We start from the raw sequence: 22577 nt of genomic DNA on the forward strand, positions 1-22577 counted from the left end.
CCGGGCGGTCGGCGTCGACGGATCGGCCCGGGTCAGCAGTGCCCGGCCTCGAAACCGCGGGCGGTGAAGTAGACCTGCCCGGCCACCGCGTCCGCGGCCTCGCGGGCGGCGCCCGTCCGGTCGGGCGGGGCGGTGACGACGAGGCTCACGCCGACCCGCTCCCCGGTCGAGGTGGGGATGATCGCCATCTGCCGTGCGACGACCGAGCCGTCCGCGGTCGTGCCCTCGGAGGTCTTGATGTAGCTGCCGACGACGCCGCCGAAGCCGTAGGAGTGCTCGTCGTCGACGTGCCGCATGCGGCTGGTGACGTACCAGTCGCCGCTGGAGCACCACAGCTGCCCGGCGAACTCGGACTGGCTGGCGACCGTCCAGTCCGTCTGGGTGAAGGGCGGGACGCCCTGCCGGTCGGTGCTCGTGGCGACGGTCGTCACCGGGTCCCCGAACTCCTGGAAGACCTTGTCGACGGCCTGCGCCGCATCGTCGGCGCCGCCGAGGAAGGTGTAGAGCGCCTCGTCGGAGGACAGCGACGACTCGCTGATCGACTTGGTGAGCAGATAGGTCAGATTGCTCGGCATCCGGTCGAGGTCGAGGACGGCCAGGGCGATCGGCACGTCGAGCGTGCCCCACGTCGGGCCGCTCGTGAGCGAGCCGGCCGTCCAGGTGGCCGTGAGGCGCTGCCCGACGGGCGCGACGCCGGCGACGGCCAGGCCGACCCGCACGCCGTAGCGCGACTCGATCCCCTCGACCTGGGAGCGCAGCACGGCCAGGTTCACGTCGGCGACGGGTTCGACGGGGCCCGGCGGGGGCGGGGGCGTGCGGCTCGGCGAGGGCGTCGGCGTCCCGCTGGTGGTCACCTCCACGGGGGCCGGGCGCCCGTTCGCCGAACGGCTGGCGCCGAAGACGATGACGGCGAGGAGGACGAGCGCCATGGGCACGACGACGAGGGGCAGCGGCGCGTGCCAGACGTGCCGGGCGCTGCCGAGCGCCCCGCGGTAGCCGGAGGACGCGGTGATGCGCCGGCCCGTTCCGCGGAGGCGTCCCGAGGACGAGCGTCTGCCGGTCATCGGAGTCTCCTTACGTGCCTCGTGTTCCGTGCCCCGTGCGCGCCCGACGGGGCGCGACGCACCCGGTGCCGGAGCCGGGACCATCCTAGGGCCGGCGCCCGCCGGTCAGTCGGTCGACGGGCGGACCGGGCAGTGCGGCTCGGGCGCCTCGTCGGGGCCCGAGCCGGCGTAGTCGTACGGGTCGAAGTCCGCCAGCTCGCCCCACGGCACCTCGACGTCGAAGGCGCCGATCGCCGCGGTGGGGAAGGAGCCGTGCGCCGGGGCCGCCCCGGCGCGGTCGAAGGCCCGGGTGAACTCCCCGGCCAGCGCGGGGATCGTCGGGGCGTGGCCGAGGACGAGGAGGGTCCGCACCTCGTCGGGGGTCTCGGCGATGCGGGCCAGCATGGTGCGGGTGCCGGCGTCGTAGAGCTCGGCCCGGAACTCGACATGCACCGGGACGCCGTCCACGTCGGGCAGGCGCAGCTCGGCGAATGTCTCGCGGGTGCGTTCGGCGTCCGAGACGAGCGCCCGCTCGATGCGCGCCCCGGCCAGCCGCTCGCCGACCTCGCGCGCCTGGAGGCGCCCGCGGGTGCTGAGCCTGCGGTCCTTGTCGCCGTGCGGGCCGAAGGACTCCGCCTGGGCGTGGCGCATGAGGTAGAGACGTCGCATCATGGGGCGAGTCTATGGCCGCCCGGCTCCCCGTCCCGCGGTTCTCGCGAGGACGGACGGCGGCCGCGGGGACCGGCGCACCGGCCCGGCCGGCCCGCCGGCCGCATGGGGGGCGAGCCGCCCGGGCGGGCGGGGTTCAGGAGGAGCGGGGCCTGCGGGCGACGAGGAGGTCCCGCCGGATCGACGAGTCGACCCGATGGGCGAAGTCGTCCCATCCGGGGCCGGTGCAGACCTCGAGACCGGCCCCGGCGCAGATCGCGGCGAGCCCGTCCCGGTCGAGCCCGAGGGTGTTCCACGCGATGCCGAGCGCGCCGCCGCCGCGCAGCTGCCCCGCCCACACGGGGACCGCCTCGGCCAGGAGCGCCGCGGGGGAGCGCTCGGCCCTGCCGTCGCCGTCCCCCGCCGCGGCGTCCCGGCCCCTCCGGCGGGCGCCGTGGACGATGCCGTACGGCGCGTCGGTGACGATGGCGTCGAAGCGGCGCCGGCCGAACAGGGCCGCCGCGTCGCGGGTGTCTCCGGTCAGGACGCCCATCGTCAGCGCGGGGGCGCCCTCGACGGCGGGGTGCCCGCTCGTTGCGACCGCCGGGGCGGTGCTCGCGTCGAAGCGATGACCGATGACGCGGCCCTGGCGGCGCACCGGGCGGACCTCGGCGGAGTGCTTGAGGCGCTTGCGGCGCAGATAGGTCCGCATGAACGCGGCCAGCTGCTCGACGGCCCTCTCGTCGAGCTCGACGCCGAAGCCGTTGTGGCCCGTCTCCCATGCGGCCTGGAGCGTCGTGCCGCGTCCGGCCATCGGGTCGAGGACGTCCAGCTGGACGCCCCCGCCCGGCAGGGCCGCCCGTTCGCCACCGGTGCGCACCTGGGCGCAGGTGACATGGAGGAGCAGGCGGGTGAACATCTCGTTCGTCTTGCCCGCGTACTTGGTGATCGTGAGGAGGTCGTCGTCCATGATCCGCGCCCGCGGCAGCTCCACCGGGCGCAGCAGCCCGTCGGCGAGCTCGAACAGGGCGAGCGCGCTGGACTGGCGCGCCAGCTGCGCCGGGTCGAGCCGGTCCGTGCCGAGGCCCACGTAGTCGACGCCGGCGATCCGGATGCGGTGGGCGCCCTCGATGCCGGTCGTGACGGCCAGCTCGGCCACCGCGAGCGCGGGGGCGGCATCGGCGTAGACTCGGTTCGCGGACGGGGCGACGAGCATGACGTAATCGCTCACGCGCCCCATCCTCCCACGACGAGGACCCCGCCGTCCGGGTGCGGTCGGGCGCCCCTTCACGTATCACGGCCGGGGCCGTGACGCACCACGGAGACGAGGCACATGGCCGCATCACGGGGCGCCGGCGACGGGCCGGGGTTCGCCGTCGCGCCGCGGCCCCCGTACTCCCGGCCGTCCGTTCTCGCGCTCGTCGGCGCGGGCGGCTTCCTCGGCACGCTCTGCCGCTGGGGCCTCCGGCGGCTGGTCGGCGAGCGCGGCGGCTGGCCGCTCGCGACCCTCGTCGTGAACCTGGTGGGCGCCTTCGTCCTCGGGCTCCTTCTCGAGGCCCTCTCGCACCACCGGGACGAGGGTCTTCGCCGTGCGCTGCGGCTCGGTCTCGGCACCGGCTTCTGCGGGGCCCTCACCACCTACTCGACCTTCGCCGTCGAGGTCGTGATGCTCGCCGATGGCGGGAACCGCCTGCTCGCGCTCCTCTACCCGTGCGTCACCGTGGCGGGCGGTCTGCTCCTCGCCCTGGCCGGCGTCCTCCTCGCCGGTCGAGGCTCCCGCGCGCAGCGCGGCGCCGCCGCGGCCCCGGGCGCTGTCGGGGACGCCGCCATCGGGGGCCGTGCCGCCGGTCAGGGTCCTGCCGGTCGAGGTCGTGCCGCGCGTGCTGCTGATCCGGGCCGTACCGCTCGCGGTGCCGGCGGGGGCAGCGCGGAGCGTCCTGCTCGTGGCGGACGCGCGGCGCGCGGGGAACGAGGCGGCCGATGAGCCCCGGACTCGTGCTCCTCATGGGCCTGGCCGGGGGTCTCGGCGCCGTCGCCCGGTTCGTCGTCGACGCCTTCCTCAAGTCCCGCGTCCGCACCGCGGTGCCGGTGGGCACGGTCACGATCAACCTCGTCGGCTCGTTCCTCCTGGGCCTGGTCGCCGGGCTGGTCGTCTCCGGCGCCGACGGCCGGCTGGCCCCCGTGGCGGGCACGGGCTTCTGCGGCGGGTTCACCACCTTCAGCACCGCCAGCGTCGAGATCGTGCTCCTGCTGAGGGGCGACCGGCCGCGGCCGGCGCTGGCGGCCCTCTGCCTCAACGCCCTCGGCGCCGTGGCGGCGGCCTGGCTCGGCCTGCTCGTCGCCGGTTAGGGCAGGGCCCGGCGGGGGCCGTGGCGGATCCCCTCCCGGGGTCGTGCTCCCCGGCCCCGGAGGTTCCGCCGACGCACGCGGAGGAGTCCTCTTCCGGCCCCGGGCGGCGGCCGCGCCTGCAGCGGTCCCGACCATGCGTCGGCGCCCGCGGACCGGGATCGTGGGCCGTTGCACCGGGCCGTGCCGGCCGGAGGACGGACCGCCGTACGGCGCGGGGCATGACGAGGGGCCGGACGGATCGCCGTCCGGCCCCGGTGCCGCCGTTCTCCGCTACGCCGCCCCAGCGGGACCGCTCACTGCAGGTCCACCTTGTGGTGCTCGTACGGGGTGCCCTTGGCGCGGGCGTACGAGGCGCGGATCTCCGCCTCGGCCTCCTCACGGCCCGCCCACGACGCGCCCTCGACCGATTTGCCCGGCTCGAGGTCCTTGTAGACGGTGAAGAAGTGCTCGATCTCCAGCATCACCATCTGGGGCACGTCGTCCAGGTCGTCCATGTAGTCGCGCCGACGGTCCGCCGTGGCGATGCACAGGACCTTGTCGTCACCGCCCATCTCGTCCTGCATCTGGAACATGGCGATCGCCCGGCACTCGATGAGGCATCCGGGGAAGGTGGGCTCGGGCACGATGACCATCGCATCGAGCGGGTCACCGTCCTCGCCGAGCGTGCCCTCGATGAAGCCGTAGTCGTACGGGTACTGCGTCGAGGTGAACAGGGTCCGGTCGAGGCGGATGCGACCCGTGTTGTGGTCCATCTCGTACTTGTTCTTCGTGCCGCGGGGGATCTCGACGGTCATGTCGAAGGTCAAGCCGTACTGGGGCAGGCCCGTGGCAATTCGAAAATCATCGGTCACAGCGTTGCGTCCTTATGATTGGGGAACCTGGGCCAGACACTACCCGTTCGGGGGCGGCAGAGTGAATTCCACGAGAAGACAGTCGGGACGACGGAGGGCGGTGCTCGGCGTCGTCGTCGCGCTCGCCGCCGTCGGCGCGGGGGGACGATTCGGGGCGCGCGCGGCGGGTCTGCTCGTCGACGGCGGGGCCTCCACGGCCCCGTCCGGCCTGTACGCGGCAGAGGACGAGGGCGTCGGCGTCGTCGACCCGGCGCTCGGACCCGGGCCGTACCCGGAACTGTCCCCCGGCGCCGTCTCGGGGTCCCTGTCCGACGCGGGCCTCGACCCCTCGTGGGCCGTCTCGGTCCGCGACCCGACGAGCGGCGACGAGGTCTTCGACCAGAACGGCGGGCAGGCCATCATCCCGGCCTCGAACCTCAAGCTCATGACGACGACGAGCCTGCTCGACGCCGTCGGCGCCGACACCCGCTGGACCACCAGCGTGGTGGCCGAGCCCGACGGCGGCTACACGCTCGTCGGCGGCGGCGACCCCCTGCTGGCGAGCACCGAGTCGGCCTACCACGGCGAGGGCCCCCGCCCGGCGACCTCGCAGGAGCTGGCCGAACGGACCGCCCGTGCCCTGTCGGCGCAGGGCGTCACCTCGATCTCCCTCGGCTACGACGAGTCGCTGTTCACCGGCCCCACCCGTCATCCGGACTGGTCCGAGGGGGACATGGAGTACGTCAACGACGTCTCCGCCCTGACGATCGACCAGGGCGACGACTCCGGCGACCCGGGCGCCGCGGCGGCCCGCACCTTCGCCGAGCAGCTCACCGCGGCCGGCATCACCGTCGACGGCGAACCGACGGCCCGCACCGCCGACGGCTCGGCGAGCACCGTCGCCCAGGTCGAGTCGCTGCCGCTGTCCCAGATCGTCCAGCTCTGCCTGCGGCACTCGGACAACGCGATCGCCGAGAACCTGCTGCGCCACCTGGCGATCGCCCAGGGCCTGCCGGCCGACTTCGCCGGAGGAGTGACCGCACTCGAGCAGCGGATGCGCGCACTCGGCGTCTGGTCGGACGCCGACTCCCTGCACGACGGCTCCGGCCTGTCCGGGAACAACCGCCTCACCTCCGACACACTCAGCCGGATCGTCGTCGTGGCCGCCGGCTCGGACGACATGCGGGCCGGCCTGGCCGGCATGCCCGTCGCCGCGGCGACGGGCAGCCTCGAGACCCGCTACCTGGACTCCTCGTCGTCCGCCGGGGCCGGCCTGGTGCGCGCCAAGACCGGCACCCTCGACGTGGCGAGCACCCTGACCGGCTACACGCCGACCGCCGACGGTTCGATCGCCGTGTTCACCATCGTCATCAACGGCTCCGGCACCGAGGCCCGCCCCTTCCTCGACCGGCTCGCCGCCGCCCTGACCGGCTGCCGATGCGCGGCCTGAGCCCATGAGCACCCGCGCCCTCGGACCGAGGGCCCTCGCCGTGACGAGGGCCCTCGCGCCCGTCGTCGCCGAGGCCCTCGACGGCGCCCTGCGGGTGCGGGCCGCCTGCTCCGGCGGCCCCGACTCCCTCGCCCTGGCCGCCGCGCTGGCCTGGCACGCCCGCCGCGAGCCCGCCCTCATGGCGGAGGCCCTCGTCGTCGACCACCGGCTCCAGCCGGGCTCCGGGCGCGTCGCCGGGCGCGTCGCCGAGCAGCTGGACGCGCTGGGCCTGGCGGCCCGCGTCACGGCCGTCGACGTGGACCGCGGCGCCGGCCCGGGGCCCGAGGCGGCCGCCCGGCGCGCCCGGTACGCGGCCCTGCGCGGCCCCGGGCCGTCAGGGGCCGCGCCCGGCCTCGTCCTGCTCGGCCACACCCTCGACGACCAGGCCGAGACCGTCCTGCTCGGCCTGGCCCGGGGCTCTGGCATCCGCTCGCTCGCCGGGATGCCCGCCCGCAGCGGCACCGCCCCGGTCCTCGTGCGGCCGCTGCTGGGTCTGCGCCGGGCCGACACGGCGGCGGCCTGCGCCGACTGGGGCCTGGAGCCGTGGCACGACCCCCAGAACGACGACGCCGCCTACGCCCGCGTGCGGGTGCGCCGCGAGATCATGCCGCTGCTCGAGGCCCGCCTCGGCCCCGGCATCGCCCGGGCCCTGGCCCGCACCGCCTCCCTCGCCGCCGCCGACGCCGACCTGCTCGACGGGCTCGCCGCCCGCGCCGCGCCCGGCCTCGTCGGGGACGGCGGCCTGGACGCCGGCGCCCTCGCCGCCCAGCCGCCGGCCCTGCGCGGGCGCATCGTCCGGTCATGGCTGGTCGGCGCCGGCGTCGTCGAGCCGAGCGCCGCCCACACGGGGGCGGTGCTCGCCCTCGTCGAGGACTGGCACGGCCAGCGGGGCGTCGACCTGCCCGGCGGCGTGCGGGTCGTCCGCGCCGGTGGCACGCTGCGGGCCGCCCGCCCGCGGCACTGATCACGGTCCGAGGAGAAGGATCCCGAGCCGCGGATCCGCTCTTGCCGCGCGCTCGCGGCGCCGAAGCACCCGTGGGTCGTCGGAACGAGCGGGTCGGCTCCCGGAAGCGCGGCGCTGATCCGCGTGGCGCACGGCGTCGATGCCGGCCGGGCTCGGGCCCCGCCGCGCGCGTGGCACTGATCCCGTGCGCCGATCCTGCTGCACTAACCTTGTCGGCGTGGATGCAGCCGACATCAGCGCAGACCTGGAGCACGTGCTCCGCACCGCCGACCAGATCGATGCGAGGGTCGCGGAGCTCGCCGCCCTCATCGATGCCGACTACGCGGGTCGCAGGCCGGTCCTCGTGGGCGTGCTCAACGGCGCGATGATCGTCATGTCCGATCTGTGCCGCGCCATGCACTGCCATGTCGAGGTCGACTGGATGGCCGTCAGCTCCTACGGCTCCGGCACCCGCAGCTCCGGCGTCGTGCGCATCCTCAAGGACCTCACCGTCGACGTCGCCGGTCGCGACGTGCTCATCGTCGAGGACATCATCGACACCGGCCTCACGCTCAGCTACCTGGTGCACAACATCGCCACCCGCGGCGCGGCGAGCGTGCGGGTGGCGACGATGTTCCGCAAGCCGGAGGCCCTCAACGCCCCGGTCGAGGCCGACTACGTCGGCTTCGACCTGCCCGACGAGTTCGTCGTCGGCTACGGGCTCGACTACGCGGGCCGCTACCGGAACCTGCGCGACCTCGCGACGCTCGCGCCCCACGTCTACCGCTGATGCCCGCCGAATCGACCCCCGACCAGGTGATCCAGTGACCGAGAAGCCGTCCCGCGAGATCGACAACACGCCCTGTCTGGGACCGGGCGCCCGGCCCGCCCCGGGCTTCGACGGCGCCCGCATCGAGGCGGCCGTCCGCGAGCTGCTCATCGGCATGGGCGAGGACCCCGACCGCGACGGCCTGCGCGACACCCCGGCCCGCGTCGCCCGCGCCTACGCCGAGGTCTTCAGCGGCATCGGCCGCGACCCCGACGAGGTGCTGGCCCGCACCTTCGACATCAGCCACGAGGAGATGGTGCTCGTGCGCGACATCGAGGTCTACAGCACCTGCGAGCACCACCTCATGCCCTTCCACGGCGTCGCCCACGTCTGCTACATCCCGCCCCGGAACGGCCGTGTCACCGGCCTGTCGAAGATCGCCCGGCTCGTCGAGCTGTACGCCCGCCGCCCCCAGGTGCAGGAGCGCCTCACCGGCCAGGTCGCCGACGCCCTCGTGCACACCCTGCAGGCCCGCGGCGCCCTCGTCGTCGTCGACTGCGAGCACCTGTGCATGACGATGCGCGGCGTGCGCAAGCCCGGTGCCCGCACCGTGACCTCCGCCGTGCGGGGCCAGCTGCGCGATCCCGCCACGCGGGCCGAGGCCATGAGCCTCATCAACTCCTGACGCCGTTCCGCCGATCGGTCCCGGCCTGGTCCGGGCCGGTCGGCCCTCCGAGGCCGCCCGCCCGGCACACCGGTCCGGCTCTCGGAGGCCAGTGCGGGCCCCGGTCCGGAGGTCGGCGTCGGGGGAGGGTCGTGTGGGATCCGGCTCGTGGTCCTTCGGGCTGGTGTCCTGTTCGGTGTCGTCCGGGTTCTGTCGGTGGTTTGGTCTGGATGCCCTCTGATCGGGTCCCCGCTACGCGACGGCGGCCCGCCCGACCCCGGGCCCGACCGTCGCCGGACGCGCGGGGGAGGGCGTACTCGTCGCCGGATTCCGCCCGGGGCGTGGGATTCCGGCCCGTGGGCCCCGGAACTCCGTACACTCACCCCCATGGGTCATACCTTGGTGATGGGCATCATCAACGTCACTCCTGATTCGTTCAGCGACGGGGGCATGTGGTTGGGCACGTCGGCGGCCGTCGGGCACGGTCTCGACCTCATAGCCCAGGGCGCCAAGATTCTCGACGTGGGCGGCGAGTCGACGCGTCCGGGCGCCGAGCGGGTCAGCGAGGAGGAGGAGATGACGCGCGTCATGCCGGTCATCGAGGGGCTCCGCATCCCGGCGGCGGCGACCGGTGTCGCGTTGAGTGTCGACACGATGCGCTCGTCGGTGGCCCGGGCCGCCGTGCGGGCCGGCGCGTCGATCGTCAACGACGTCTCGGGCGGTCTGGCCGACACGGGGATGCTCGGCGCCGTCGCCGAGCTCGGCGTCGACTACATCTGCCAGCACTGGCGGGGCTTCGGATCGGAGATGAACAGGGCCGCCGAGTACGACGACGTCGTCGCCGAGGTCCGCGCAGAGCTCGAGGCCCGCTGCCGGGCCGCCGTGGACGCCGGCATCGCGCCCGAGCGGGTCATCGCCGACCCGGGCCTGGGCTTCGCCAAGAACGCCGAGCACGACTGGCGGATCCTCGCCCACCTCGACGCGTTCACCGGGCTGGGCCACCGGGTGCTCATCGGTGCCAGCCGCAAGCGCTTCCTCGGCAGCCTGCTCAACGGCCGCCCGACCGCCGAGCGGGACGCCGCGACCGCCGCCGTCTCGGCATGGTGCTGCGTGCGCGGGATCTGGGCGGTGCGCACCCACGAGGTGCGCTCCCAGGTCGACACGATCACCGTCATCGAGCACCTGCGCGGGGCCTCATGAGCGACGGCCCGTTCCCGATGTCTGCGGACGGGTCGCCGCTGGGCGCCGGGCCGGGCGGAGACGCGGTGCCGGGCCGGGCGAGGATCGCGCTGACCGGGCTGCGGATCATGGCCCGCCACGGCGTCCTGCCCGTCGAGCACGCCGAGGAGCAGCCCTTCATCGTCGATGCGGAGCTGGTCGTCGACGAACCCGAGCGCGACGAGCTCTCACGCACCGTCGACTACGCTGAGGTCGCCCGCGTCATCGTCCGGACGGTCGGCGGCGGCCACGTCGACCTCGTCGAGACCCTCGCCGCCCGGATCGCCGACGCCTGCCTGGTCCTTCCCGGAGTGCGCGCATCGGCCGTGCGCGTCCACAAGCCCGAGGCGCCCATCGGCCTGCCCTTCCGGGACGTCTCGGCGACCGTCGTCCGACGCGCAGGCGACGGCGCCGGGACGGGCACGACGCCCGACGGGACGCCCGCATGAACGGGGCCGCCCGGCCGGGCGCCGGCGCGAATGGGGCGTCCGACGATCCCGGTGCGGGCCGGCACGTCGTGCTCAGCATGGGCTCGAACCTGGGGGATCGCCGTGCCGCGCTGCGTGCCGGCGTCGACGACCTCGCCGCCACGCCGGGCATCGCGCACGTCCGCGTCTCATCCGTGTACCTCACGGAGCCGGTCGGTGTCGTCGGTCAGGACGACTTCCTCAACATCGTCGTCACGGCCGACACCGTACTGGAGCCGCTCGCGCTGCTCGAGCGCGCCAACGCCGTCGAGGCCGCCCACGGGCGTCGGCGCGATCCGCGCGTGCCCCACGGCCCCCGCACCCTCGACATCGACCTCGTCGTCGTCGAGGGCCTCACGAGCGCCACGCGGCGTCTGCGGCTGCCGCATCCGCGCGCGCACGAACGCGCCTTCGTCCTCGTTCCCTGGGCGGAGCTGGAACCGCGGGCGGTGCTCCCGCAGGGGAGAATTCTCGATCTGCTGGACGGCATGGACGCCTCCGGTGTGGTGCGCACCGATCCGCCGATCCACCCCCGCCGCGGCGAATGACCCCATCATCCCCTGACCCGGCAAAGGGCCGCGGCCGCCCGAATTGCACGAATTCGGGCCCGCCCTCGCCGATTTCTTTGTCCTCGGCGCATTCCTCTGGTTATATTGCTCCTGTCCATGCAGACACCAACCGGCATCGCACCAGGGCGGTGCCACCACGAGGAGGAGAACAATGGCGCGCAAGGTTCAGGTGGTCCTCACCGATGACGTCGACGGCGGCGAGGCCAGCGAGACGGTGAATTTCGCCCTCGACGGCGTCACCTACGAAATCGACCTGTCCGACGAGAATGCCGCGAAGCTGCGCGATCAGCTCGCCTACTGGGTCGGCAATGCTCGCCGGGTGAGCGGTCGTCGCACCACCGGTCGCCGCCGCAGCGGCGGGAGCGATGCCGCCAAGATCCGCGAGTGGGCCCAGGCCAATGGTCACCAGGTCCCCCCGCGCGGGCGCATCCCCAATGAGGTCCGCCAGGCCTACGAGGCCGCGAAGCACTGATTCCGATTCCTCCGCCGTCGTGCCGCGGCGCGACGGCCGTGATGCGGCGAATGGGGCGAGGAGCCGGTCTCCTCGCCCCATTGCCGTCCCCCGACGGCCCCGCCGCGTCGTCACGGAAGGGGCCCTCCGTCCTTCTTGCCTCTCGGCGCCGAGGGCCCGCCCTCGCGCCGTGACGGCGTCGGATCGGGGCCGCGTGCGGCTCCTCGTCCCACGGGGCCGTGATGCCCCACGGGATCGCGGGGCCCGCGCCGTGGGCACTGCGCGGGCCCGTCCCGCCGCCCGGACGGGCGCGCACGCGTCGTTCCCGCTCCGAGGAGGCGCGCTGCCTGCTCCGTGGAGGCGCCGGCGCCGCCCGCCTCCCGGACCGGCTCGTCATCGCCTCGGAGCGGTGCCCGGCGTCATCCCTTCTCGCGGGCCCGGGCCTTGCGCCGGGGGCGAACAGCGGGATGATTGGGCCTTGAGCACGGGTTTGTATCATGAGAGTTGAGCGCACCGGACTCAGGCCACTCGGGGATCGGGGCCGAGCGCTCGTGGAGGACTCCCGGAGGGTCCGCTGAAGGAGACCAATGTTTGAGCGCTTTACCGACCGGGCACGCCGCGTCATCGTGCTTGCCCAAGACGAAGCGAAGATGCTGAACCACAACTACATCGGCACCGAGCACATCCTCCTGGGTCTGATCCACGAGGGCGAGGGGGTCGCCGCGAAGGCGCTGGAGCAGATGGGCATCTCGCTCGAGGCCGTGCGGGAGCAGGTCGAGGAGATCATCGGCCACGGTCAGAATCCGCCCACCGGCCACATCCCCTTCACCCCGCGTGCGAAGAAGGTCCTCGAGCTCTCGCTGCGCGAGGCGCTCCAGATGAACCACTCGTACATCGGCACTGAGCACATCCTCCTGGGTCTGATCCGCGAGGGCGAGGGCATCGCGGCCCAGGTTCTCATCAAGCTCGGCGCCGATCTCAACCGCGTCCGCACCACCGTGCTGGCCCTGCTGAGCGGCTACCAGGAGGAGAACGGCGCCCAGCCGGCCACCGCCGGTGCGCCCGAGGCCCCGAGCTCCGGCTCGTCGAGCAACACGCTCGACCAGTTCGGCCGCAATCTCACCCAGGCCGCCCGCGAGGGCAGACTCGATCCGGTCATCGGCCGCCAGAAGGAGATCGAGCGGGTCATGACGGTGCTGAGCCGCCGGACGAAGAACAACCCGGTGCTCATCGGCGAGCCCGGCGTCGGCAAGACCGCCGTCGTCGAGGGCCTCGCCCAGGCCATCGTGCGCGGCGACGTGCCCGAGACCCTGCGGGACCACCAGATCTACTCGCTCGACCTCGGCGCGCTGGTCGCGGGCTCGCGCTATCGCGGCGACTTCGAGGAGCGCCTCAAGAAGGTGCTCAAGGAGATCAAGACCCGCGGCGACATCATGCTCTTCATCGACGAGATCCACACCCTCGTCGGGGCCGGTGCGGCCGAGGGCGCGATCGACGCCGCCTCGATCCTCAAGCCCATGCTGGCCCGCGGCGAGCTGCAGACCATCGGCGCCACGACGCTCGACGAGTACCGCAAGCACGTCGAGAAGGACGCGGCCCTGGAGCGTCGTTTCCAGCCCATCCAGGTGGACGAGCCCTCGATCCCGCTGACCATCGAGATCCTCAAGGGCCTGCGCGACCGCTACGAGGAGCACCACAGGGTGACCATCACCGACGAGGCGCTCACCGCGGCGGCCACCCTCGCCGACCGCTATGTTCAGGACCGCTTCCTGCCCGACAAGGCCATCGATCTCATCGACGAGGCCGGCGCCCGGATGCGCATCGCACGCATGACCGCCCCGCCGGACCTGCACGAGTTCGACGAGCGGCTCGCCGGCGTGCGGGCCGAGAAGGAGTCGGCCATCGACCACCAGGACTTCGAGACCGCGGCGAGGCTGCGCGACGACGAGCGCAAGATCCTGGCGGCCCGGGCCGAGAAGGAGGCCTCCTGGAAGGAGGGCGCCTCGGACGTGCCCGCCATCATCGGCGAGGAGCAGATCGCCGAGGTCCTCTCCGACTCCACCGGGGTGCCCGTCTCGCGTCTGACCGAGGCCGAGTCGCAGCGCCTCATCCACATGGAGGACGAGCTGCACAAGCGCTACGTCGGCCAGGACGAGGCGGTGAAGGCGATCTCGCGGTCGATCCGCCGCACGCGCGCCGGGCTGAAGGACCCGAACCGCCCCTCCGGCTCGTTCATCTTCGCCGGCCCCTCGGGCGTCGGCAAGACGGAGCTGACCAAGGCGCTGGCCGAATTCCTGTTCGGCGACGAGAACGCCCTCATCACCCTCGACATGTCCGAGTACTCCGAGAAGCACACGGCGAGCCGGATGTTCGGCTCCCCGCCCGGATACGTCGGGTACGAGGAGGGCGGCCAGCTCACCGAGAAGGTGCGCCGCAAGCCGTTCAGCGTCATCCTGTTCGACGAGATCGAGAAGGCCCATCCGGACATCTTCAACTCGCTGCTCCAGATCCTCGACGAGGGTCGGCTGACCGATGCGCAGGGTCGGGTGGTCGATTTCAAGAACACCGTGATCGTCATGACGACGAACCTCGGCTCGCGCGACATCAGCCGCGGCGTCAACCTCGGTTTCAGCCGGGTCGGTGACACCGAGAGCAGCTACGACTCGATGAAGGCGAAGGTGTCCGAGGAGCTCAAGACGCATTTCCGTCCCGAATTCCTCAACCGCGTGGACGAGATCGTCGTCTTCCACCAGCTCACCCAGGAGGACATCCTGCGGATCGTCGACCTCATGGTCGGCCAGATCGAGCAGCGCCTGGCCGAGCGCGACATGAGCATCGAGCTCACCGACGCCGCCAAGCGGCTCATCGGCCGGCGCGGCTTCGACCCGGTGCTCGGCACCCGTCCGCTGCGCAGGGCCATCCAGCGCGACATCGAGGACCCGATCAGCGAGCGGATCCTCTACGGCGAGCTGAAGCCCGGCGAGATCGTCCTGGTCGACGTGGTCGAGGGCGCCGACGAGAAGAGCTCCGAGCCCTTCACCTTCGGCGGCACGCCCAAGGCGGCCGTCGCCGACGCCGAGCTGGCCCAGCTGGCCGGCGGCGGCCCCGCTCAGGGGTGATCGGGGCGATCCGACGACGCGAGGGGCCGGCGCGCGATGCGCGCCGGCCCCCTCCCGTGCGGGTCCCCGTGCCGCGCGACGCGCCGCCGTCCTCGGCCCCGCACCGTGCGGGCCGCGCGGCGGTAGCCTGAGGGCCATGCCCGCGATCGAACTGGGAACCGTCGAACTGGGCGGGCCGCGCGCCGCCATCATCGTCCCGCTCACCGGCGTCGATGACACGCAGCTGCTCGCCGAGGCCGACGAGGCCGCCGCGAGCCGGGCCGACGTCGTCGAGTGGCGCGTCGACCTGCTGGACGACCCCGCGCCGGCCCGTGCCGTGCGGCTCGCCCCCCAGGTGTCCGCCCACGCCGACCGCCCTCTGCTCGCGACCGTGCGCACGGTGGTCGAGGGCGGCGGCTTCGACAGCTGCTTCGTCGAGTACGGCCGTCTCGTGGGCGCGCTGGCCGGGGCCGAGGGGGTCGGTCTCGTGGACGTCGAGTGCGCCCGTCCCGGCGCGGACGAACTCATCGGCGCCGTGCACGCGGCGGGCCGGCTCGTCGTCGGGTCCAACCACGAGGTGAGCCTCACCCCCGACACCGGCACGATGGTGGCGGTGCTGCGCTCCCAGGCCGAGCTCGGCGCCGACGTCTGCAAGCTCGCCGTCACGGCGCGCACGCCCGCCGACACGGCCCGTCTCCTCGAGGCCACGGCGCTCGCCCACGCCGAACTCGACCGGCCGATCATCTCGATGGCGATGGGCCCGCTGGGCCTGGTCAGCCGGGTGATGGGCCAGGACTTCGGCTCGGCGGCCGGCTTCGGCTCCCTCGGCGGCAGGTCCTCCGCGCCGGGCCAGGTGCCCGTGGACGAACTCGTGGACGTCATGGGGCGCCTCGACCGGCTGCGCCGGGTGCCAGGCCCCCGGCGGGCCTCCGCCTGAACCGGCCGGCCCCGCGCGGCGCGGACCCGCTGCGCCGGCGCCCGCGGGCGGCCGCGTCAGGAGGTCACCGGGGCGAAGGTGCCCGCCAGGATCGAGACGACGAGGGCCAGGGCGTCCAGCGCCGCCGCTGCGGTGAGACCGATGACGTCCGGCGCCCCCAGCCGGGAGGGGCGGGCCCAGGTGCGCTGGCGGGCGTGCTGGGCGTCGAAGCCGCGGGCCTCCATGGCGGTGGCGAGCTTCGTGCCCCTGCGGATCGCCAGGACGAGCAGCGCGAAGGCCATCGTCGTCCACCGCCGCAGCCGCCCGGTGTCGCCCAGGCCGCGGGCGCGGCGGGCCCGGCCCAGCGTGCGCCAGTCCTCGACGAACAGGCTCAGCATCCGCATCCCGGCCAGCGCCCCCAGGACGAAGCGGGCGGGCAGCCGCAGCACCTGCGCCAGTCCGTCGGCCATGGCCGTGAGGTCGAGGCCGCCGAGCAGCACGACGGCCGACAGCCCCAGGACGAGGACCCGCAGGACCACCGCCCCGGCCATCGTCACCGAGCGCCGGGTCACCTCGACGAGCCACCACTGCCAGTAGACCCGCCCGCCCGGCTTGCCGTAGAGGGCCATCGTCGCCGCCGCCAGCGCCGCGGCGACGGCGACGGGGGCCAGCCGGACGAGCATCGCCGCAGGGCGCGCGCCGGCGGCCCGCAGGACGACGAGCAGGCCGACCAGCATGACGGTGGCGCTGAGCCAGTCGAGGCTCACGAGCACCGGCAGGCAGGCCAGGACGGCCAGCAGCAGCCGCGTGACCGGGTTGAGCCGTTCGATCGCTCCTCGGCCGGCGCCGCTCCGGCGCGTCGCGGCGGTCGCGCTCATGATTCCTCCCCGGCCGGACCCAGGGGCAGCAGGTTCTCGCCGAGCACCCGCAGATAGGCCTCGTCGTGGGTGACGGAGACGATCGTGCGGCCCTCGTCCAGGATCGACTGGACCAGGCGCACGAGGTCGGTCCAGGTGCTGCGGTCCTGTCCGAAGGTCGGCTCGTCCAGGACGATGAGCGCCGGGCCGGTGGCGAGCACGGTGCCCACCGACAGGCGGCGCTTCTCGCCGCCCGAGAGCGTGAACGGGTTGGCGTCGGCGACCCCGTCCAGGTGCAGGCGCTCCAGCAGCGCGTCGACCTCGTCGCGGACCCTCGCGGCGCCCCGGCCCAGGGCGCGCAGCCCGACGCCGAGCTCGGCGCGCACGCTCGCCGCGACGAACTGGTGCTCCGGGTCCTGGAAGACGACCCCGATGCGGGTCAGCAGGTCGCGGCTGGCCCAGGTGGCCGGGTCCGCCGGATCGAAGCGGCGGCGCAGGGCGCGGGGCAGCAGGCCGCCGTGGCCGGGGCGCAGCGACTCTGCCGCCTCGACCCGCCCGCCGAGCGGCGCGAGCAGGCCGGCCAGGGTGAGGACCAGCGTCGTCTTGCCCGCCCCGTTCGGGCCCACGACGGCCGTCGAGCGGCCGGCCGGGACGGCCACCTCCAGCCCGGTGAGGACGGGCCGATCGGCGCGGTGGCCGATCGCGAGTCCGCGGCCGGCCAGGATCGGAGCGGCGGCCCCGTCCGGCGGCGCCGTCCGACGGGGCCGCACGTCCGGCTCCGCGCCCGGGACCCATGCCCCGGCGTCGGTCAGCTCCCGGCGGCGGGCTGCGAAGACCTCGTCGGGCGTCCCGTCGGCCAGGATGCCGCCGCCCGGGGCCAGGGCGATGACGCGGTCGACGAGCCCCGACCAGACCTCGACGCGGTGCTCGACGACGACGAGGCCGGTGCGCCGGTCGGCCACCGCCGCCTCGACGGCACCGCGCACCTGCGCCACACCGGCCGGGTCGAGGTTGGCGGTCGGCTCGTCCAGGCACAGGAGGCGCGGGCCGTCGGGGCCGGCCGACTGCATGGCCAGGGCCCCGGCGATCGCCAGGCGCTGCTTCTGGCCGCCCGACAGCGCCCCGGTGGACCGGTCGAGCGGCAGGCGCAGGTCGACCGCCTCGAGCGCGGCGCGGACCGCCGGCCAGATGTCCGCCCGGGTCATGCCGAGGTTCTCGCATCCGAAGGCCACGTCATCGCCGATGCGCTGGCAGATGACCTGGGAGTCGGGGTCCTGCATGACAAGGCCGACGGCGCCGCGCATGCGGGTGGGGTGGCGGCCGGCCACGAGCAGGGAGCCGCACTCCTCGCCCTCGTCCGCCCCGCCCAGGACGCCGGCCAGGGCCGCGAGCAGCGTCGACTTGCCCGCGCCGGAGGGGCCCAGGAGCAGCACCCGTTCGCCCTCGTCGAGGGCGAACGAGAGCCCGCGGGCCGCCCAGGCGCTGCGGCCGGCCCAGCGCCAGCCCCAGTCGCCGGCCTCGACCGCCCGGCCCATCTCAGGCCGTACGGCCCGAGGCGAAACGGCTCAGCGCGCCGGTGCGGGCCAGCGCGCGGGTGATGAGCCAGGCGAGGAGGCCGGCCAGGACGGCCCCGCTGAGAACGTTCGTCACCAGGTAGATCGCGTTGTAGGCCGGACCGAGCGTGATGTTCGGGGTGGTGCCGATGAACAGCTCGTTGAACCAGGCGCCGAGGCCCGCGCCGGCGCCTGCCAGCATCGTGACGGGCAGCGACCAGACGCGGTAGCGCGCGAGCGCGAAGACGAGGCCCGCGCCGAGGCCCTGGAACAGGCCGGAGGTGAGCGTCGTGATGCCCCACTGGTTGCCGATGACCGTCGAGACGAGGGCCGCGACGAGCTCGACGAAGACGGCGGCGCCGGGCTTGCGGATGACCTGGCCGCCCAGCGGGCCGCCGAGCAGCCAGATGCCGTTGGCGAGGCCGGACAGGCCCGGCGTGAGGGCGCCGAGCGCCTGGCCCCAGGCGTAGCCGGCGGTGTTCCAGAGCCAGAAGATCAGACCGACCGCGACGGCGAGGACCGCCGCGACGACGATGTCGACGACGCGCCAGCCGTGGCGGCCCGTCTCGGCCGGGCGGGTCTCGTCGACATCGGGACGGTCCTCGGCCGGTCGCGCCTGGCCCGCCGACGATGCTGACGACGAGGACGACGTGGATGGTGTGGATGACATGTGTGCCCCTTCCTCTGCGGGCCGCTCGTGCGGTCCCGGCGGGCACGGTGCGGAAGCGCTCCGCAAGAGGCCTCCCTGCGCCGGCATGACCCGGATCAGGTTCGACGGTCGAGGGCTCGTCGCCCTCCTCTCAGCCCGGTGCACCGGACTCCCGTGTTCGGTACCCGAGTATAGGGCGCGTCCCCGGGCGCGCGCCCCGGCCGAGGGCCCGAGCGGTTCGTCGCGCGCCCGCCTCCGTGCCGAGCGCATCGGCCGGCTCACAGGACCCGGGCGCGCGTGCGCGCACGGGAGGGGCGGATGATCTGCGGGTTTATCAGCAGGCGTCGAACGGGCGCACGCGCGCGCACGGGAGGGGCCCGATCCGGCCTGTCCGGACGCGCGGACCCGGGTGCGCGCTGGCCCGCCTCACAGGGTGATGAGATCCCCGCTGCGGTGGGCGAGTCCGTCGGCGAGCAGCCCGGCCAGGGCCCGGCGGGCCTGGGCCTCGTCGGCGTCCCAGTGGCCGAGCAGTGCCTCGACCTCGACGCCGGCCTCGTGGCTGCGCAACTGCTCCAGCAGCCGCCCGCGGGCCTGCCGGTCGGTGCCGGCGTAGGCCTGCCGGCGCCGGGGCGGGCCCTCGTGGGCGGGGCGGCCGGTCGCCGACCAGCGGCAGTGGCCCGCCACGGGGCAGCCCGCGCAGCCGGGGGCCGTTGCCGTGCAGACGAGCGCCCCGAGCTCCATGGAGGACGCGGCCCAGCGGGAGGCCGTCGCGGCGTCGTCGGGCAGCCACCGGGCGGCCATGCGCCGTTCGGCGGCGGTCGTCGAGTTCGCCGGGTACTGCCGGCCCCGGTCGAGCCGGGTCAGGACGCGCCGCACGTTCGTGTCGAGGACGACGGCGCGGGCGCCGAAGGCGAAGCTCGCGACGGCGGCCGCCGTGTACTCGCCGATGCCGGGCAGCGCGCGCAGCTCGTCGAGTCCCGCCGGCACCCGCCCGCCGTGGTGCTCGACGATGGCGGTGGCCGCCCCGTGCAGGCGCAGGGCGCGCCGCGGGTAGCCGAGCCGTCCCCACGCGGCGACCGCCTCGCGCGCCGGGGAGGCGGCCAGATCCGCCGGCCCGGGCCAGCGGCGCAACCAGGCGCGCCAGGGCTCGACGACCCGGGCCACCGGGGTCTGCTGGGCCATGACCTCGCTCACGAGGACGCCCCAGGGGCTCGTCGACGGCTCCCGCCAGGGCAGCGGCCGCGCGGCGTCGGCGAACCAGTCGTTGACGGCCGCGACGACCCGAGCGCGCTCGTCCGGGCCGGGCCCGGCGGGCGCGGGACGTGCGGCGGACATGCCGACAAGCCTATGCGCGCCCGCGCGTGCCGCTCCCCGTCCGGCGCGCCGTGCGCCGAGGGGCGCCGCTCCAACACGTTCCGCTCCTCCTGCGCGCTGGGGCCGGTGCGGCGTCCGGGCCCGCGGCGACGATCCGGGGCCGGCCCCGGCGTCACGGATGGTCCAGCAGCCAGGTCGGAGGGGCCGCCCCCGCGCTCGGGGTTGGCCCGTTCACCATGAGAGGATTTCACAATGAGCTTGCGGCCGCCTCCGCGTCCGGGGCTGATCCCAGAGACCCGCTCGGCAGACAGCCCGGGCAGGGCTGCCCCACTCGACCGGGTGCCGGGCAGCACCGCTGAGCCGTCCCGTCCGCGCCCCGTGGCCGGGCCCGGCCACGGACGGCGCCGGAGCGCGGCTCGGCCCTGATTCATGCGCAGCGACTAGGCGCGCCGCGCCCGGGGCGGATGCTCTCCGCCCGTAGCATGAGGGGCATGAACACACTCCTGCACCCGCAGGGGCCCGAGGGCGAGGCCGTGTACTGGCGTCGACGCGCCGTGATCATGTTCGTCGTCATCGCGATCATCGCGGTGATCAGCCTCGTCACGGGGCGCATCCGCCACGGCGCCGGGGGCGCTGCCGCTGCCGGCCCCACGGCGACCGCAGTGGTGCGGACGTCCGGCGCGGGCGGTTCCGGGGACGAGGGCCGGTGCGTCCTCGACGAGCTGACCCTCGGCATCACCGCCCCGGACGGCGTCGCGGCCGGTCAGGCGGTCGATCTGACCGTGGAGCCCGGCGCCGGCGCCAGCACCCCGTGCTCGCTCAGTCTGGACGACCACGCCCTGTCCGTCACCGTGAACTCCGGGACGGACGAGTACTGGAGCACCGAGGCCTGCACCGACGCGGCCCCGAGCGGGCAGATCGCGATCATGGACGCCGACCCGGTGCCGCTGACCGTCACCTGGCCCGGCACCCATGTGGACGGGGCCTGCGCGGACACCGGCGAGGCGGTCGCGGCCGGCACCTACGCCGTCACCGTCGGCGTGGCCGGCGGGGCCTCCGCGACCTCGCAGCTCACGCTGAGCTGATCCACCGCTGAAGCGGGCCCCCGGCGCCCGCCGGGCGGCACTGGTGCGTCGCCCGCTGACGGCGGTCGGCGCCCCGGCGCCGGTCGGGCGGTCTCACCGCTCGTCGTCCCCGGCCCGGCCCGGCCTGCGCAGATCGAGCATGCCGAGGGCCTGGGCGACGCTCGAGACCTCGACGACCTCCAGACGGCCCGGGAGCCGCGCCCCGCGGTCGCGGCTGCCCGCCGGGACGACGGCCAGCTCGAAGCCGAGGCGCGCCGCCTCGACCAGGCGGCGCTCCAGGCCCGGCACGCGGCGCAGGTCGCCGGCCAGGCCGACCTCGCCCAGGGCCAGCACCTTGTGCGGGAAGTTGCGGTCGACGAGGGCCGAGGCGACGGCGATCGCCACCGCCAGGTCGGCGCTCGGATCGGTGATGCGGGCCCCGCCGACGGTGCTGACGTAGACGTCGCGGTCGAACAGGCGCAGCCGCGCCTTGGACTGGAGCACGGCGAGCACCATCGAGACGCGCGAGAACTCGACGCCGTTGGTGACCCGGCGCACCGGGCCCTCACGGCGCACCGCCGCGGCGAGGCCCTGCACCTCGGCGAGCAGCGGGCGGCGCCCCTCCATCGTCACCGTGACGCAGGTGCCCGGCACCGGCTCGTCGTGGCGGGTGGTGAACAGTCCCGAGGGGTCGGGCACCTCGACGATGCCGTGCTCGGCCATCTCGAAGCAGCCCACCTCGTCGGAGGGGCCGTACCGGTTCTTCACCGCCCGCACCATCCGGAAGCCCGAGTGGCGGTCGCCCTCGAAGTTGAGGACGACGTCGACGAGGTGCTCGAGCGTGCGGGGGCCGGCGATCGCGCCGTCCTTCGTCACGTGGCCGACGATGACGACCGCCATGCCGCGGGTCTTCGCGACCCGCACGAGGGCCGCTGTCACCTCGCGCACCTGGGCCGAGCCGCCCATGATGCCGTCGGCCTGGGAGGCGCCGACGGTCTGGATGGAGTCGAGCACCATGAGCGTCGGCGCCGTCTGCTCGATGTGGCCGAGCACGGTGCCGAGGTCGTTCTCGGCGGCCAGGTAGAGCTCGTCGGCCAGGGCCCCGGTGCGCTCGGCGCGCAGCCGCACCTGCGAGGCCGACTCCTCGCCGGTGATGTAGAGCGTGCGGTTGCCGCCGCGCGCCCACTGCGCCGCCACCTCGAGCAGCAGTGTCGACTTGCCGACGCCCGGCTCGCCGGCCAGCAGGACGACGACCCCGGGCACGAGGCCGCCGCCCAGGACGCGGTCGAGCTCGCCGATGCCGGTCAGCCGCCGGTCGGCGGCCTGCGCCGAGACCTGCGCGATGGGCACCGCCTGCGCGGCCGGCCGGTGCGCGGCGACGGACCCGGGCCGGGGCGCGTCGCGCTCGGCGACGCTGCCCCAGGTCTGGCACTGCCCGCAGCGCCCGACCCACACGGGGCTCGTCCACCCGCACTCGCCGCACCGGTACGCGTCCTGCTTCCTGGCCATGCCCCCACCGTAGGGACCGGCACCGACAGTTCTCCGCCCGGGCGGGACCACCTGGCTGGCACGCCGCAGCAGACCGTGGAGACAGTCCCCCACCCCGCCCGGGGCGGGGCCGAGGCGCCCCTGGAAAGCACCGACGACCGCGAGCATTCCGCCTCGACCGCGGGCGGGGCCGGGGGA

General features: G+C 74.7%; 22 protein-coding genes. 13 read left to right on the plus strand and 9 right to left on the minus strand.

Annotated features, from left to right (window positions below):
* Nucleotides 1–32: 32 nt before the first annotated feature.
* The 3 genes from EGX94_RS08405 to EGX94_RS08415 form a co-directional block, all read right to left on the minus strand.
* On the minus strand, nucleotides 33–1064 hold the full coding sequence (locus EGX94_RS08405; protein ID WP_021796862.1) for a hypothetical protein: 1032 nt from the start codon (nucleotides 1062–1064) through the stop codon (nucleotides 33–35).
* Nucleotides 1065–1169: 105 nt separating this feature from the next.
* The gene (locus EGX94_RS08410) at nucleotides 1170–1715 is read right to left on the minus strand and encodes a SixA phosphatase family protein (RefSeq protein WP_081707324.1); all 546 of its coding nucleotides are present in this window, start codon (nucleotides 1713–1715) and stop codon (nucleotides 1170–1172) included.
* Nucleotides 1716–1848: 133 nt separating this feature from the next.
* Nucleotides 1849–2922: a TRM11 family methyltransferase gene (locus EGX94_RS08415; protein ID WP_021796864.1), complete on the minus strand. Its 1074-nt coding sequence runs from the start codon at nucleotides 2920–2922 to the stop codon at nucleotides 1849–1851.
* A gap of 102 nt (nucleotides 2923–3024) precedes the next feature.
* Here EGX94_RS08415 and EGX94_RS08420 point away from each other — a divergent pair, with 102 nt between their 5' ends.
* Both EGX94_RS08420 and EGX94_RS08425 read left to right on the plus strand, forming a co-directional pair.
* The gene (locus EGX94_RS08420; RefSeq protein ID WP_123826181.1) at nucleotides 3025–3675 is read left to right on the plus strand and encodes a fluoride efflux transporter FluC; all 651 of its coding nucleotides are present in this window, start codon (nucleotides 3025–3027) and stop codon (nucleotides 3673–3675) included.
* Complete coding sequence (locus EGX94_RS08425) at nucleotides 3672–4040, plus strand: fluoride efflux transporter FluC (protein WP_021798868.1); 369 nt, start codon at nucleotides 3672–3674, stop codon at nucleotides 4038–4040. The genes EGX94_RS08420 and EGX94_RS08425 overlap by 4 nt, the downstream gene beginning before the upstream one ends.
* A gap of 293 nt (nucleotides 4041–4333) precedes the next feature.
* On the opposite strand, the gene EGX94_RS08430 is transcribed toward EGX94_RS08425, so the two are convergent.
* The gene (locus EGX94_RS08430; protein ID WP_021798865.1) at nucleotides 4334–4891 is read right to left on the minus strand and encodes an inorganic diphosphatase; all 558 of its coding nucleotides are present in this window, start codon (nucleotides 4889–4891) and stop codon (nucleotides 4334–4336) included.
* A gap of 100 nt (nucleotides 4892–4991) precedes the next feature.
* On the opposite strand from EGX94_RS08430, the gene dacB reads away from it, so the two are divergent.
* The 10 genes from dacB to aroD all read left to right on the plus strand — a co-directional run bounded on the left by dacB (nucleotide 4992) and on the right by aroD (nucleotide 15475).
* Nucleotides 4992–6320, plus strand: coding sequence for a D-alanyl-D-alanine carboxypeptidase/D-alanyl-D-alanine endopeptidase (gene dacB, locus EGX94_RS08435; RefSeq protein WP_021798867.1), 1329 nt, complete (start codon nucleotides 4992–4994; stop codon nucleotides 6318–6320).
* 4 nt (nucleotides 6321–6324) lie between these two features.
* Nucleotides 6325–7323, plus strand: coding sequence for a tRNA lysidine(34) synthetase TilS (tilS, locus tag EGX94_RS08440; RefSeq protein WP_028706676.1), 999 nt, complete (start codon nucleotides 6325–6327; stop codon nucleotides 7321–7323).
* Between the two features lie 217 nt (nucleotides 7324–7540).
* The gene (gene hpt / locus EGX94_RS08445; RefSeq protein WP_021796752.1) at nucleotides 7541–8092 is read left to right on the plus strand and encodes a hypoxanthine phosphoribosyltransferase; all 552 of its coding nucleotides are present in this window, start codon (nucleotides 7541–7543) and stop codon (nucleotides 8090–8092) included.
* Nucleotides 8093–8150: 58 nt separating this feature from the next.
* Nucleotides 8151–8756, plus strand: coding sequence for a GTP cyclohydrolase I FolE (gene folE / locus EGX94_RS08450; RefSeq protein WP_051245516.1), 606 nt, complete (start codon nucleotides 8151–8153; stop codon nucleotides 8754–8756).
* A gap of 366 nt (nucleotides 8757–9122) precedes the next feature.
* A complete protein-coding gene (gene folP, locus EGX94_RS08455; protein WP_028706677.1) occupies nucleotides 9123–9935 on the plus strand; it encodes a dihydropteroate synthase in 813 nt (270 codons plus the stop codon).
* The gene (gene folB, locus EGX94_RS08460; protein WP_226906017.1) at nucleotides 9932–10402 is read left to right on the plus strand and encodes a dihydroneopterin aldolase; all 471 of its coding nucleotides are present in this window, start codon (nucleotides 9932–9934) and stop codon (nucleotides 10400–10402) included. The genes folP and folB overlap by 4 nt, the downstream gene beginning before the upstream one ends.
* The gene (gene folK, locus EGX94_RS08465; RefSeq protein WP_021796750.1) at nucleotides 10399–10968 is read left to right on the plus strand and encodes a 2-amino-4-hydroxy-6-hydroxymethyldihydropteridine diphosphokinase; all 570 of its coding nucleotides are present in this window, start codon (nucleotides 10399–10401) and stop codon (nucleotides 10966–10968) included. The genes folB and folK overlap by 4 nt, the downstream gene beginning before the upstream one ends.
* A gap of 172 nt (nucleotides 10969–11140) precedes the next feature.
* Nucleotides 11141–11461, plus strand: a complete 321-nt coding sequence (locus tag EGX94_RS08470; RefSeq protein WP_021796748.1) for a histone-like nucleoid-structuring protein Lsr2 — start codon at nucleotides 11141–11143, stop codon at nucleotides 11459–11461.
* A 566-nt stretch (nucleotides 11462–12027) separates the two neighbouring features.
* Nucleotides 12028–14559 carry an ATP-dependent Clp protease ATP-binding subunit gene (locus EGX94_RS08475; RefSeq protein WP_021798281.1) on the plus strand — a complete coding sequence of 844 codons (2532 nt, stop codon included), beginning with the start codon at nucleotides 12028–12030 and terminating at the stop codon, nucleotides 14557–14559.
* A gap of 136 nt (nucleotides 14560–14695) precedes the next feature.
* The gene (gene aroD, locus EGX94_RS08480; RefSeq protein WP_123826183.1) at nucleotides 14696–15475 is read left to right on the plus strand and encodes a type I 3-dehydroquinate dehydratase; all 780 of its coding nucleotides are present in this window, start codon (nucleotides 14696–14698) and stop codon (nucleotides 15473–15475) included.
* A gap of 56 nt (nucleotides 15476–15531) precedes the next feature.
* Here aroD and EGX94_RS08485 read toward each other — a convergent pair whose 3' ends face one another.
* The 4 genes from EGX94_RS08485 to EGX94_RS08500 form a co-directional block, all read right to left on the minus strand.
* Entirely contained in the window at nucleotides 15532–16332 is an 801-nt protein-coding gene (locus tag EGX94_RS08485; protein WP_123826185.1) for an energy-coupling factor transporter transmembrane component T family protein, read from the minus strand.
* Entirely contained in the window at nucleotides 16329–17846 is a 1518-nt protein-coding gene (locus EGX94_RS08490; protein WP_123826187.1) for an ABC transporter ATP-binding protein, read from the minus strand. Before EGX94_RS08490 ends, EGX94_RS08485 begins: the two co-directional genes overlap by 4 nt.
* Nucleotide 17847: 1 nt before the next feature.
* Nucleotides 17848–18534, minus strand: coding sequence for an ECF transporter S component (locus EGX94_RS08495; protein ID WP_021798890.1), 687 nt, complete (start codon nucleotides 18532–18534; stop codon nucleotides 17848–17850).
* Between the two features lie 405 nt (nucleotides 18535–18939).
* Nucleotides 18940–19848 (minus strand): HhH-GPD family protein, encoded by a 909-nt coding sequence (locus EGX94_RS08500; protein WP_043150541.1) that lies wholly within the window; start codon nucleotides 19846–19848, stop codon nucleotides 18940–18942.
* 470 nt (nucleotides 19849–20318) lie between these two features.
* On the opposite strand from EGX94_RS08500, the gene EGX94_RS08505 reads away from it, so the two are divergent.
* Entirely contained in the window at nucleotides 20319–20912 is a 594-nt protein-coding gene (locus EGX94_RS08505; RefSeq protein ID WP_021798728.1) for a hypothetical protein, read from the plus strand.
* A 93-nt stretch (nucleotides 20913–21005) separates the two neighbouring features.
* Here the strand turns inward: EGX94_RS08505 and radA are convergent, their stop codons facing one another.
* Complete coding sequence (gene radA, locus EGX94_RS08510; RefSeq protein WP_123826189.1) at nucleotides 21006–22400, minus strand: DNA repair protein RadA; 1395 nt, start codon at nucleotides 22398–22400, stop codon at nucleotides 21006–21008.
* Between the last annotated feature and the right edge of the window lie 177 nt (nucleotides 22401–22577).

The sequence above is a fragment of the Propionibacterium acidifaciens genome (assembly GCF_003798325.1).
In the GTDB taxonomy this organism is placed as follows: domain Bacteria; phylum Actinomycetota; class Actinomycetes; order Propionibacteriales; family Propionibacteriaceae; genus Propionibacterium; species Propionibacterium acidifaciens.